Source organism: Amaricoccus sp., assembly GCF_017995835.1.
GTDB lineage: Bacteria > Pseudomonadota > Alphaproteobacteria > Rhodobacterales > Rhodobacteraceae > Amaricoccus.
The window spans coordinates 26,022-38,556 of the sequence record NZ_JAGOID010000020.1; the positions used below are offsets into that span (position 1 = coordinate 26,022).

The 12,535-nt window shown below is 70.3% G+C and carries 14 protein-coding genes; 12 read left to right on the forward strand and 2 right to left on the reverse strand.

Annotation, left to right across the window (positions count from 1 at the left end):
- Positions 1–129: 129 nt before the first annotated feature.
- On the forward strand, positions 130–654 hold the full coding sequence (locus KBA23_RS05325) for a CoxG family protein (RefSeq protein ID WP_290737560.1): 525 nt from the start codon (positions 130–132) through the stop codon (positions 652–654).
- A gap of 85 nt (positions 655–739) precedes the next feature.
- Here KBA23_RS05325 and KBA23_RS05330 read toward each other — a convergent pair whose 3' ends face one another.
- Positions 740–976 carry a DUF6489 family protein gene (locus KBA23_RS05330; RefSeq protein WP_290737563.1) on the reverse strand — a complete coding sequence of 79 codons (237 nt, stop codon included), beginning with the start codon at positions 974–976 and terminating at the stop codon, positions 740–742.
- Between the two features lie 261 nt (positions 977–1,237).
- Between KBA23_RS05330 and KBA23_RS05335 the strand changes: the two genes are divergently transcribed.
- The 8 genes from KBA23_RS05335 (at position 1,238) to ybgC (ending at position 9,032) form a co-directional block, all read left to right on the forward strand.
- Positions 1,238–2,521, forward strand: a complete 1,284-nt coding sequence (locus tag KBA23_RS05335) for an ABC transporter substrate-binding protein (protein WP_290737566.1) — start codon at positions 1,238–1,240, stop codon at positions 2,519–2,521.
- Positions 2,522–2,615: 94 nt separating this feature from the next.
- A complete protein-coding gene (locus KBA23_RS05340; protein WP_290737569.1) occupies positions 2,616–3,605 on the forward strand; it encodes a carbohydrate ABC transporter permease in 990 nt (329 codons plus the stop codon).
- On the forward strand, positions 3,605–4,432 hold the full coding sequence (locus tag KBA23_RS05345) for a carbohydrate ABC transporter permease (RefSeq protein ID WP_290737572.1): 828 nt from the start codon (positions 3,605–3,607) through the stop codon (positions 4,430–4,432). The genes KBA23_RS05340 and KBA23_RS05345 overlap by 1 nt, the downstream gene beginning before the upstream one ends.
- Positions 4,433–4,450: 18 nt before the next feature.
- Positions 4,451–5,455 carry an ABC transporter ATP-binding protein gene (locus tag KBA23_RS05350; RefSeq protein WP_290737575.1) on the forward strand — a complete coding sequence of 335 codons (1,005 nt, stop codon included), beginning with the start codon at positions 4,451–4,453 and terminating at the stop codon, positions 5,453–5,455.
- 62 nt (positions 5,456–5,517) lie between these two features.
- Positions 5,518–7,884, forward strand: coding sequence for an ATP-dependent helicase (locus KBA23_RS05355; protein WP_290737579.1), 2,367 nt, complete (start codon positions 5,518–5,520; stop codon positions 7,882–7,884).
- Positions 7,885–7,990: 106 nt separating this feature from the next.
- The gene (locus KBA23_RS05360; RefSeq protein ID WP_290737582.1) at positions 7,991–8,272 is read left to right on the forward strand and encodes a hypothetical protein; all 282 of its coding nucleotides are present in this window, start codon (positions 7,991–7,993) and stop codon (positions 8,270–8,272) included.
- 2 nt (positions 8,273–8,274) lie between these two features.
- The gene (locus KBA23_RS05365; RefSeq protein WP_290737585.1) at positions 8,275–8,571 is read left to right on the forward strand and encodes a hypothetical protein; all 297 of its coding nucleotides are present in this window, start codon (positions 8,275–8,277) and stop codon (positions 8,569–8,571) included.
- 62 nt (positions 8,572–8,633) lie between these two features.
- Positions 8,634–9,032: a tol-pal system-associated acyl-CoA thioesterase gene (gene ybgC, locus KBA23_RS05370; protein WP_290737589.1), complete on the forward strand. Its 399-nt coding sequence runs from the start codon at positions 8,634–8,636 to the stop codon at positions 9,030–9,032.
- Here the strand turns inward: ybgC and KBA23_RS05375 are convergent.
- Positions 9,029–10,117, reverse strand: coding sequence for a hypothetical protein (locus KBA23_RS05375; protein WP_290737592.1), 1,089 nt, complete (start codon positions 10,115–10,117; stop codon positions 9,029–9,031). The genes ybgC and KBA23_RS05375 overlap by 4 nt on opposite strands.
- 313 nt (positions 10,118–10,430) lie before the next feature.
- Between KBA23_RS05375 and tolQ the strand changes: the two genes are divergently transcribed.
- The 3 genes from tolQ to KBA23_RS05390 form a co-directional block, all read left to right on the forward strand.
- Complete coding sequence (gene tolQ, locus KBA23_RS05380) at positions 10,431–11,111, forward strand: protein TolQ (protein WP_290737595.1); 681 nt, start codon at positions 10,431–10,433, stop codon at positions 11,109–11,111.
- Between the two features lies 1 nt (position 11,112).
- Positions 11,113–11,604: a protein TolR gene (gene tolR, locus KBA23_RS05385; protein ID WP_290737598.1), complete on the forward strand. Its 492-nt coding sequence runs from the start codon at positions 11,113–11,115 to the stop codon at positions 11,602–11,604.
- A gap of 9 nt (positions 11,605–11,613) precedes the next feature.
- Positions 11,614–12,535 (forward strand): hypothetical protein (locus tag KBA23_RS05390; protein ID WP_290737601.1); only part of this gene is annotated, 922 nt, incomplete at its 3' end.

The window sequence follows — 12,535 nt, forward strand, 5'->3', positions numbered from 1 at the left end:
CTCCTTCGCGTCCGCATTTGGCAACTCCCGTTTGGCGCGGCCCGCAATGCCTGGCAAGGCTCGAGGCCCGGCTTTGACGTGGGGCGCTTTGCCGGTATGGTCGGATCCCGGACGCCAGGGAGGTGCGACTTGGAACTGACAGGCTCGCGGCAGATCGCCGCCGACCGCGCGACAGTCTGGGCGGCGCTCAACGATCCGGAGGTGCTGAAGGCGGCCATCCCGGGCTGCCAGGAGTTGACGGGAGACCCCGAGAAGGGCTTCGAGGCGACGGTCAAGCAGAAGGTCGGCCCGGTGAGCGCCACATTCCACGGCGGGGTGCAGCTTTCGAACGTGGCGCCGGGCGAGAGCTACACCATCTCGGGCGAGGGCAAGGGCGGCGCTGCCGGCTTCGCCAAGGGCTCGGCCGACGTCCGGCTCGCGGACGCTGACGGGGGGACGTTGCTCTCCTACGACGTGAAGGCGCACGTCGGCGGCAAGATCGCCCAGCTCGGGGCCCGGCTGATCGACGGCTTCGCGAAGAAGATGGCGGACGGGTTCTTCGAGAGCTTCGCCCGGGCGGTCGAGGGGCCGCCGGAGGGGGAGCCGGCCGGCGACGGCGAGAGCGGCGAGAAGAAGGCCGGATGGTTCAAGCGGCTGGTCGGCCGCAAGACCTGACGGGAGGCGTCGCATGGCGGGACGCTATCCAGCCATCCGATTTCGAGGTGGATGCGCTCGCGCGTGAGCGGGCTCGCGCGCGTCGTCATTCGCGCTTGGGCGAGCCCATGCGAAGGAAGGCGTCGTACATCTGCTCGAAGCCCTTGAGGTTCGCCGGCAGCCAGACTCGCAGCATTTCCTCCGGCTGCATGGCGCGAAGGCCGGAGGTCATCCGGTCCTTGATCTCGGCGAGGAGCTCCTCCTGCATCGGCTTCACGTCGGGGAGGCCGAGGAAGGCGCGCGCCTCTTCGGGGGTGCAGTCGACGTTGACGGTGATCTTCATCGGAACTCCCTCCGGCGCGGCGGAAGGCCCGCCTCGGCAGCATCCTAGCCGCGGTCGCGCGCAGGCGACAGGGGGCCGGCCGGGCCCGGCCACGGCTGTCGCGGTCGCGCAACGATCGGTTGACACGACCGTTCGATTCGCGGCAAGACTTCGTTCGAAGCGTTTTGAACAACAAGAATCGCACAAGACGCCATGAACCCGGCCCGGCGCTCGCCAGTGCGCACGCCGTGATCGGGACGCCCAGGAGGAGGAACTTCGATCATGTCGACGCCGAGAACGAGACGCCTTGCCCGGCCGTTGCTGGCTGCGGCGTCGCTTCTCGCCCTTGTGGCCACGTCCGCCCAGGCGGCGCAGGTGAACTTCGTCACCGGCGCGACGGGCAACGCCATCAACGTCTTCAAGGAGATCTTCAAGGACTGGGAGGCGGCGACCGGCAACACGGTCAACATCGTGCCGATGCCCTCCTCGACCACCGACCAGTTCGCGCAGTATCGCCTGTGGCTCGCCGCGCAGAACTCCGACATCGACGTCTACATGGTCGACGTGATCTGGGCCCCGCAGCTCGCCGACAATTTCGTCGACCTGACCGAGGCCGCCAAGGACATCGCGCCCACGCATTTCCCCTCGATCATCGAGAGCCAGACCGTCGACGGCAAGCTGGTGGCGCTGCCGATCTTCACCGACGCGCCGGCGCTCTACTACCGCAAGGACCTGCTGGAGAAGCACGGCGTCGAGGTGCCCAAGACCTGGGAGGAGCTGACCGCGGCCGCCCAGAAGGTCCAGGACGCCGAGCGCGCCGAGGGCAAGAAGGACCTCTGGGGCTATGTCTGGCAGGGCGCCGCCTACGAGGGCCTGACCTGCAACGCGCTCGAGTGGGTCAAGTCGAACGGCGGCGGGCAGATCATCCAGCCCGACGGCTCGATCTCGATCTACAACGACGCCGCCGAGAAGGCGCTCGACACCGCCAAGGGCTGGGTGGGGACGATCTCGCCGCCGGGCGTGCTCTCCTACATGGAGGAGGAGGCGCGCGGCGTCTGGCAGACCGGCAACGCCGTCTTCATGCGCAACTGGCCCTACGCCTATGCGCTCGGCAACAGCGCGGACAGCCCGGTGAAGGATCTGTTCGACGTGGCGCCGCTGCCCTCGGCCGGGGGAGACACAACCTCGGCCGCGACGCTCGGCGGCTGGAACGCCGCGGTCTCGCGCTTCTCGCCGAACCAGGAGGAGGCGATCTCGCTCGCCACCTTCATGGCCTCGCCGGAGTTCCAGAAGAAGCACGCGCTGATGGCGGCCAACCTGCCGACCATCGTCTCGCTCTACGACGACCCGGAGATCGCCGCCGCACAGCCGATCATTCCGCGCTGGAAGGAGATCTTCCTCAACGCGGTTCCGCGCCCGTCGGCCCCGACCAAGGTCGCCTACAACGAGGTGTCGTCGAAGTTCTGGACTGCGGTGCATCAGACGCTCTCGGGCAACGGCTCCGCCGCCGAGAACCTCGAACTGCTCGAGGTCGATCTCGACGAGCTGAAGGGCACGGGCTGGTAGGCCGCCGCCACGACAACGGCGGCGTCTGACCGCCGGATCGCCGGAGGGTCCGCCCTCCGGCGCCTTGACAACGCCGAGACGGGAGGGGATCGACGTGACGACCACGGCGCTCGACGGACGTCCGCCGCAGGGATCGGGACCGGTCGCCCGGCCGCGCCGATCCGAGCTTCAGGCCGAGCGCGTCCGCGCCGCGCGCCTGTTCCTGCTGCCGATGATGATCGCGCTCATGGCGGTCGCCGCCTGGCCGCTGTTGCGGACCATCTGGTTCAGCTTCACCAACACGTCGCTGAGCAACCTCTCGGGCGGAGAGTGGATCGGCTTCTCCAACTACCTTACCTGGCGCACGCTCGAGAGTGGGCGCACCATCTGGCGCGGCACGCTCGTCGATCCGGCCTGGTGGAATGCGGTCTACAACACCTTCCGCTTCGCGATCATCTCGGTCGGGCTGGAGACGGTGCTCGGGCTTCTCGTGGCGCTGGTGCTGAACGCCGAGTTCAGGGGCCGAGCCATCGTCCGCGCCGCGGTGCTGATCCCTTGGGCGATTCCGACCATCGTCTCGGCGAAGCTGTGGGCGTGGCTCTTCAACGACCAGTTCGGCATGGTCAACGACATGCTGATGTCGCTCGGGATCATCAGCCAGAAGGTCGCCTGGACCGCGAACGCCGACACCGCCTTCTGGGCGGTCATCATCGTCGACGTGTGGAAGACCACGCCGTTCATGGCGCTCTTGTGCCTCGCCGGTCTCCAGATGATCCCGCGCGACATGTACGAGGCGGCGAAGATCGACGGCATCCACCCGGTCAAGGTGTTCTTCAAGGTGACACTGCCGCTGGTGAAGCCGGCGCTGATGGTGGCGGTGATCTTCCGGATGCTCGACGCGCTGCGCATCTTCGACCTGATCTACGTGCTGACGCCGAACTCGCCGGCGACCAAGACGATGTCGATCATCAGCCGCGAGAACCTGATAGACTTCGACAAGTTCGCCTACGGCTCGGCGCAGTCGACGCTCCTGTTCCTGATCATCGCGCTCTGCGTCATCCTCTATATCTGGCTCGGGAAGGTCGATCTCGGGGGGACGAAGTGATGCCTGCCGCAATCAAGACCGCCGCCTTCTATCTTGCCGTCGTGGTGATCGTCGTGGTCGCGGTGTTTCCGTTCTATTACGCAATCCTGACGAGCTTCAAGACCGGGACTTCGCTCTTCCAGGTCAGCTACTGGCCGACCGAATTCAACTGGCAGAACTATCGCGACGTCCTGTCGCAGGGCGCCTTCCCGCGCAACATCCTGAACTCGGTGATCGTGGCGACGCTGACGGTGGCCTGCGCGCTGCTGCTCGGGGTCACGGCGTCCTATGCGCTCGCCCGCGTGCGGTTCCGCGGGCGGACGCTCCTGCTGCTGACCATCCTCGCCGTGTCGATGTTCCCGCAGATCGCGGTGCTCGCCGGTCTCTTCGAGCTGATCCGCTTCATCGGCATCTTCAACACGCCCTGGGCGCTGATCCTCAGCTACACGATCTTCACGCTTCCGTTCACCGTCTGGGTGCTTACCACGTTCATGCGCGACCTGCCGGTCGAGATCGAGGAAGCGGCGATCGTCGACGGGGCGACCCCCTGGGTGATCATCACCAAGGTCTTTCTGCCGCTGATGTGGCCGGCAATGGTGACGACGGGGCTTCTCGCCTTCATCGGCGCCTGGAACGAGTTCCTGTTCGCGCTGACCTTCACCTCGTCGAGCACGACGCGGACGGTGCCGGTGGCGATCGCGCTCCTCTCGGGCGCGAGCCAGTACGAGACGCCGTGGGGCATCATCATGGCCGCCTCGGTGATCGTGACCGTGCCGCTGATCGTGCTCGTGCTCGTCTTCCAACGCAAGATCGTGGCTGGCCTGACCGCCGGCGGCGTCAAAGGCTGATCCGGGGGGCTCCGCGTCATGGCGCAACTGCAACTCAACGACGTCCGCAAGTCCTACGGCTCGGTCGACGTCATAAAGGGCGTCAACCTCCAGATCGAGGACGGCGAGTTCATGGTGTTCGTCGGGCCCTCGGGCTGCGGCAAGTCGACGCTCCTGCGGCTGATCGCCGGGCTCGAGGACATCACGAGCGGCGACCTGATCTTCGACAACGAGCGGGTCAACGACCTCGCGCCGTCGAAGCGGGGCATCGCCATGGTGTTCCAGAGCTATGCGCTCTATCCGCACATGAAGGTCTACGACAACATGGCCTTCGGCATGAAGCTCGCCAAGGCGGGCGAGGCGGAGATCCGGGCCCGGGTCGAGAAGGCGGCGAAGATGCTCCAGATCGACCACCTGCTCGACCGGCTGCCGAAGCAGCTCTCGGGCGGGCAGCGGCAGCGCGTGGCGATCGGACGGGCGATCGTGCGCGACCCGCGGGTGTTCCTGTTCGACGAACCCCTGTCGAACCTCGACGCGGCGCTGCGGGTGGCGACGCGGCTGGAGATCGCGAGGCTCCACCACGCGATGAACAACGTCACCATGATCTACGTGACGCATGACCAGGTCGAGGCGATGACGCTCGCCGACCGCATCTGCGTGCTGAAGGACGGGCTGGTGATGCAGGTCGGCACGCCGACCGAGCTCTACGAGAAGCCGAACTCGATCTTCGTTGCGGGATTCATCGGCAGCCCGCAGATGAACTTCATCAACGGCCAGATCGCGAAGGGCTTCGGGGCGCACACGATCGGGATCCGCTCGGAGCACATGGTGGTGGACAACGTGAGCCCGGTCTGGTCGGGCGAGGTCGTTCATGCCGAGAACCTCGGCTCGGACAACTACCTCTTCGTCGACATCGGCTCGGAGGAGCCGGTGCTGGTGCGCCAGGAGGGCAAGACCTCGATCCCCTGGGGCGCGAAGATCGGCGTGCGGCCGATCGAGGAGAACCTCCACCGCTTCGACGAGCACGGCCGCCCGATACGCTGAGGCGTGAACGCAAGGCGAACGCGACTTCCCTTCCCGGCGGGCGCGGTTTACCTTGCCGGGCCATGAGTTCCTTTCAGGATGAGGCCGCAGCGTTCGAGGCCGCCGTTCCGCTCTCGGTCCGCGCCGCGGCGGCGCGGCCGGCGCCCTATCTCGACGCGCTGAATCCGGAGCAGCGCGCCGCCGTCGAGACGCTCGACGGGCCGGTGCTGATGCTGGCGGGCGCGGGCACGGGCAAGACCCGGGCGTTGACGGCGCGGGTGGCGCATCTGCTGGCGACGGGGCGGGCGCGGCCGAACGAGCTCCTCGCCGTGACCTTCACCAACAAGGCCGCGCGCGAGATGCGGGCGCGGGTGGGGGCGCTGGTCGGCGGCGTGGTCGAGGGGATGCCCTGGCTCGGCACCTTTCACGCGCTCTCCATGCGGATGCTGCGGCGGCACGCCGAACTGGTCGGGCTGAAGGGCAGCTTCACCATCCTCGACACCGACGACCAGCTGCGGCTGATCGGGCAGGTGGTCTCGGCCGCCGGCATCGACGAGAAGCGCTGGCCGCCGCGGCAGCTCGCGAGCCTGATCGACGGCTGGAAGAACCGGGCGTTGACGCCGGAGCGGCTGCCGGTCGCGGAGGCGCATGCCTACAACCATCGCGGCGCCGAGCTCTATGCGGCCTACCAGGAGCGGCTCCGGGCGCTCAACGCCTGTGATTTCGGGGACTTGCTCCTGCATGTTCTGGTGATCCTGCAAAGGCACGAGGACGTGCTGGCGCAGTACCAGCGCTGGTTCCGCTACATCCTCGTCGACGAGTATCAGGACACCAACGTCGCGCAGTACCTGTGGCTGCGGCTGCTCGCCGCGGGGCATCGCAACATCTGCTGCGTCGGCGACGACGACCAGTCGATCTACGGCTGGCGGGGCGCCGAGGTCGGGAACATCCTGCGCTTCGAGAAGGACTTCCCGGGCGCGAAGGTGATCCGGCTGGAGCAGAACTATCGCTCGACGCCGCATATCCTCGCCGCCGCCTCGGGGCTCATCGCCGCGAATGCCGGGCGGCTCGGCAAGACGCTCTGGACCGAGGTTCCGGACGGCGAGAAGGTGCGGCTGATCGGGCACTGGGACGGCGAGGAGGAGGCGCGCTGGATCGGCGAGGAGATCGAAGCGCTGGCCCGCGGCACGCGGGGGATGGCGCCGGTCTCGCCGGACGGGATCGCCATCCTCGTGCGCGCCAGCCACCAGATGCGCGCCTTCGAGGACCGCTTCCTGACCATCGGGCTGCCGTACCGGGTGATCGGCGGCCCGCGCTTCTACGAGCGGCGCGAGATCCGCGACGCGATGGCGTATTTCCGCGTAGCGGTCAGCCCGGAGGATGACCTCGCCTTCGAGCGGATCGTCAACGTGCCGAAGCGCGGCATTGGCGACAAGGCGTTGCAGGACATCAACCGGGAGGCGCGGGCGGCGGGGGTGTCGCTGCTCGAAGGGGCGCGGCGCGTGGTGGCGGCCGGGGGGCTCGGGCCGCGGGCGCGGGCGGCGCTGGGCGAGCTGGTCGCGCAGTTCGATCTCTGGGGCGCGGAGCTTCGCGCCGACGCGGCGCCCGGGGCGCATGTGGCGCTCGCCGAGCAGATGCTCGACGAGAGCGGCTATACGGCGATGTGGCAGGCGGAGAAGTCGCCGGACGCGGTCGGACGGCTCGAGAACCTCAAGGAGCTCGTCAAGGCGCTGGAGGAGTTCGAGAACCTCCAGGGCTTTCTCGACCACGTCGCGCTGGTGATGGACAACGAGACCGACGAGGGCGCGGCGAAGGTGTCGATCATGACCCTGCACGCGGCCAAGGGGCTGGAGTTCCCGGCGGTGTTCCTGCCGGGCTGGGAGGACGGGCTGTTTCCGTCGCAGCGCTCGATGGACGAGAGCGGGCTCGCGGGGCTCGAGGAGGAGCGGCGGCTGGCCTATGTGGGCATCACCCGGGCCGAGCGGCTCTGCACCATCAGTTTCGCCGCGAACCGGCGGGTCTACAACCAGTGGCAGAGCCAGATGCCGTCGCGGTTCATCGACGAGCTGCCGTCAGAGCATGTGGCGGTGCTGACGCCGCCGGGGCTCTACGGCGGCGGCTTCGGCGCGGCGGCGGCCCACGCCGCGCCGGCCTCGCCGCTCGCGGACAGGGCGGCGCGGGCCGACGTCTACAACTCTCCCGGCTGGCGGCGAATGGCGGCGCGCGCGGGCGATCGACCGATGAGCCAGCCGCGCGAGGCGCGCGACATGGTGATCGACGCCGCCGCCGTCGCGGCGCAGCCGGTGGGGACGCGGGTCTTTCACCAGAAGTTCGGCTACGGCGTCGTCACAGCGGTGGAAGGCGACAAGCTCACGATCGCCTTCGACAAGGCCGGCGAGAAGAACGTCGTCGCCCGCTATGTGGTGGCCTCGGACGACGTGCCGTTCTGACGCCTCGGCGCCCGATCGCCGGCGCGCACGCCGTTGTTGGCGAAACCCCCGAAACGGACTAGCTTTCTCTGCGGCCCGCACGAGGCCGGACATGAGGAGACGAGAGATGCGCTTTGCCGTTCTAGCGGTCGCCGCCTTTCCGCTGGCGATCGCCGCCTGCTCCCCGAAGCCCGAGCCGCCGGCCCCGACGATGAGCCCTGCGGAGGAGGCCTGCTCGGCGCTCGCCCTGCAGCAACTCGGCCTGACCGAGGGCGATGTGACCGTGACGCCTGTCGCCTCCTCCAAGACGGGCGCGACGATCTACGACGTCCAGGTCGCCGGCTCGACCACGACCTTCACCTGCACCGTCGAGATCGACAACACCGTCTCGGCCTTCGGGCCGGGCTGAGCGTGACGCGAGGGGCCGCGGCGCAGGGCGCCGCGTTCCTCCTGCTCGCCGCCTGCGCGGCGCCGGAGCCCCCGGCGCCGGGCGCCCCGGCCGGGCCGCCGAACCCGGCCGGCGCGCAGGCGTGCCAGGCGGCGGTCGCGGCCCATGTCGGCAAGCCGGTCGACGCGGTGGCGGTCGACTGGCTGGAAACGCGCGACGACGCGGTCGAGACGTTCGAGGCGTTGGACGGGACCCGGCGGCACACCTGCGACGTCGACGCCGCGGGCCAGGTCCTGCGGATCGAGCATCCGGAGGCATAGGCGCGGGGCGGTGGCGCGAGCCCGGTCGAGCGAATAGAACTTCGGCCGAGGGGGATCGGCCGATGCACGAGCACAGACTGCGGGTCTACTACGAGGACGTCGATCTCGCCGGGATCGTCTACTACGCCAACTACCTGCGCTTCATCGAGCGCGGGCGGACCGAGGCGCTGCTCGCCGCCGGCGTCGATCAGGCGCGGATCAGGGCAGGGACGGGGATCGTGTTCGCGGTGCGCCGCGTCGAGATCGACTACCTGCGCCCGGCGCGGTTCCAGGACGAGCTTGTGGTGACGACGGCGCTCGCCGACATGGGCGGGTCGCGGGTCGAGCTTGACCAGGAGGTGCGCCGCAACGGCGATGTCCTCGCCCGGGCCCGGGTCACGATCGTGGCGATCGACGCGGAAGGCCGTCCTACGCGGCTGCCGGCGGAGCTGCGCGAGGCGATGGAAGGCCTGACGACCTAGGGTCGGACGAACCAGTAGACGGCAAGGTCGAGCCGCGCGGCGTCAGCGCTCTCCAGCCAGCGCATGTCGTCGGGGCCGGCCTCGGTGGCGAAGGCCGTCACCGCATAGTCGTAGCCGAGCTTGGCCAGGTAGCTGCCGGCGAGCGCGTTTCCCTGCGGATCCGCCGTCCCGCTGTCGCGGTCGTAGATCTGGTGGAACCCGACGCGGCCGCCGTCGCTCTCGATCCCGAGACGGACGCCGCCGAGCCAGGCCAGCGCGCAGGCGGAGGCGCACGTTCCTCCGGCGATGGTCGAGAATCCCTGCCGGCGCGCCTCGGAGCCGATGGCGATTCCCGCCGCCATCTGCCCGCCGTCGGAGGCGAGCAGCACGTCCACGGCGTCGCGGCCGGGGAAGCCGATCTTCACTTCGGCCGCGACCCGGTCGAAGTCGTCGGCGACCTCCATCGTCAGGTCTCCGGCGACCCGGATCCACGCCCGGCCCGCGTCGCCGTCGTAAGGCCCCCAGGCGACCCGTCCGGTGGCGGGCGTGCCCCAGGCGGGCGGGACCGGCGAAGGCGCGGCGGCCAGCGGGGCGGTGAGGGCAGGTGGGGTCTCGGGGCCAGGCGCAGGCTGCGGGAGCGCGCTGACGCAGTCGACGAGCTTGAGGATGGCGGCGGCGGAGCCCCGCAGGCTGTGAACGGAGACGGGCACGCCGTCGCGCGCATAGTCGTATACGGCGACGGCGTTTCCGTCGTGCAACGCCTCGAGAAAGGGGGGGAGCTGGTCGTCGCGGAGCCGCAGCATCAGGAGGCCGTCCGACAGAGCTTCCGCCTCGCCGAAGAAGCGGTCGTAGTCCACGTCGACGAAGATCGGAAACCGGTCGCCCTCGACGACCTGCAGGTCGAAGCCGCTCAGCATCAGGCCCACCGGACCGCCCGCCAGCGCGATCACCTCGAAGCGCGTCGCCGCGCCCTGCGTGGAGGCGCTGCAGAACCCGTCCGGACCGTCGACCCATTCGACGCGCCAGTCCCGGTGATCGAGAATGACCTCCGCCCGCGCGCCGGCGCAGGCCAGCGCGATCAGGGCGCCCGCAAGCACGAGCTTCATCCGTCTTCCCTCCCCACGCGCCCGAGTATGCCGGGCCGCCGGCCGCCCGGCCAAGCGCGCGTTCACGTCTTGGTAACCGGCGGCCCGATGGCGGCGCGGGCGGGCGGGGACCGGCCCGGCGGGGCCCCGCCGGCAGGGCTGTCCGCGCCGCGTCCGGACCGGCGCTCGCAGGCGCAGTCCTGCCGCCACACGAAGCCGTGCGGACTTGCCGCTGGACAGGGCGGGCGCTTTTCGGGCAGAAGCCGGCCAAACCGGGCCCGGAAAGGGTCATGCCGGTCGTGGCCGGCCGACCTTCGAGCAAGAGAGCAGGCGCATGGAACAGACACTCGACTTCTCGCTGCTCGCGCTGTTCCTGCGCGCGAGCTTCCTCGTGAAGATCGTGATGATCACCCTCATCGCGGCCTCGTTCTGGTCGTGGTCGATCATCGCCCAGAAGATCATCGACCTGCGGCGCGCACGGGCCGAGGCCGAGGCCTTCGACGCCGCCTTCTGGTCGGGCGAGCCGCTCGAGGAGGTCTATGACCGCATCGGGCCGGACCCGGCCGGGGCATCGGAGCGCATCTTCGCCGCCGGGATGACCGAATGGCGGCGCAGCCATCGCAAGGACGGCGGGCTGATCGCCGGGGCGCAGGCGCGCATCGACCGGGCGATGAACGTCGCCATCGCGCGCGAGGCGGAGCGGCTGGGCAAGGGTCTGAACTTCCTCGCCACGACGGGTTCGATCGCGCCGTTCGTCGGGCTCTTCGGCACGGTCTGGGGCATCAAGCGCGCCTTCGAGGAGATCGCGCTGCAACAGTCGACCAACCTGGCGGTCGTCGCGCCCGGCATCGCCGAGGCGCTCCTCGCCACCGCGCTCGGCCTGCTCGCGGCCATTCCGGCGGTGATCTTCTACAACAAGCTCAACCAGGACACCGAGCGGGTGGTCGGCGGCTACGAGGGCTTCGCGGACGAGTTCTCGATGATCCTGTCGCGCCAGCTCGACAAGGCGGCCTGACATGGGCGCCTCGCTCCAGTCCGGCGGCGCGACCGGCGGCCGGTCGTGGCGCCGGCGGCGGCCCGGGCGCGGGCCGATGTCGGAGATCAACGTCACGCCCTTCGTCGACGTGATGCTGGTGTTGCTGATCATCTTCATGGTGGCGGCGCCGCTCCTGACCGTGGGCGTGCCGATCGAGCTGCCCAAGACGGCGGCCGCGCCGCTGCCCTCCGAGCAGGAGGAGCCGCTGACGGTGGCGCTGACCGCGGACGGGCAGATCATCGTGCAGAACGCCGAGATTCCCCGCGCCGAGTTCATTCCGCGGCTGAAGGCGGTCGCGGCGGAGCGGACGAGCCCGCGGGTGTTCCTGCGCGCCGACGGCGACGTTCCCTACGAGGGCGTGATGCAGGTGATGGGGGCGCTGAACGCCTCGGGCTTCACCAGCATCGGCCTCGTCACCGAGCAGGGCGGCCCGCGGTTCGACGGCGTGATCGACAACGGGTCGGACGAATAGGCCGTCGCGATGCGGACCGGCACGGTCATCTCCGGCCTCGGCCACGGCGCGGTCATCGCGCTCGTGATCTTCGGCCTGCCGTGGTTCCGGGCCGACGATCCCGAGCCGATCCGGGTGAGCGAGGTCAGCTTCGTCACCGACGCAGAGTTCGAGGCGGCGCAGTCCGCGGCGCGGGCCACGCCGGACCCCGAGGCCGCGCCCGAGGCGCCCGCGCCGGTGACCGAGGCCCCGGAGACGCTGCCCGAGCCGGAGCTTCCGCAGGCCGCCCCGGCGCCCGAGCCGCCCGCGCCGCCGCCGCCGGCTCCGGCCGAGGTCGCGACGCTGGAGCCGAAGTTCAATCCCGACGCGCCGCTGACGCCCGCGCCCGAGGGCGTCAGCATCGTGCCGCCAGCGCCCTCGGCCATCGTGTCGCCGCCGCGGGCGCGGCCGGTGGAGCGGATCGAGGCGACGCCGACGCCGCCGCCGCCCGAGAACGCGCGCCCCGCCGACGTGGCGACGCTGGAGCCGTCGCCCGCGCCGACGCCGGAGCCTCCGGTCGAGACCGCGCCCGTCGCCGCGCCGCCCGAGGCCGCGCCGCCCCCGCCCCCGGCGACGCCGGCGGGCCAGGTCGCCAATGCCGCCCCGCCCCGGCCGCGGCCGGACGCGTTGCGCGAGCCCCCGCGCGTGGCCGCGGCCGTGCAGCCGCAGGAGCCTGTGCGCGAGCCGGAGCCGGATCGGGTCGCCACGCCGGCGACGCCAGCGACGCCGCCCACGGCGACGCCGCCGACGCCATCGACCCAGAGCGCCGTCGCGGCGGCGGTGGCGGCCGCGGTCGCCGAGCGCGAGGCGGCGGCGGAGGGGCAGGCGGCGGCGACCTCGCTGCCCGAGGGGCCGCCGATCACCAACGCCGAGCGCGACGGCCTGCGGCTTGCGGTGCAGCGCTGCTGGAACG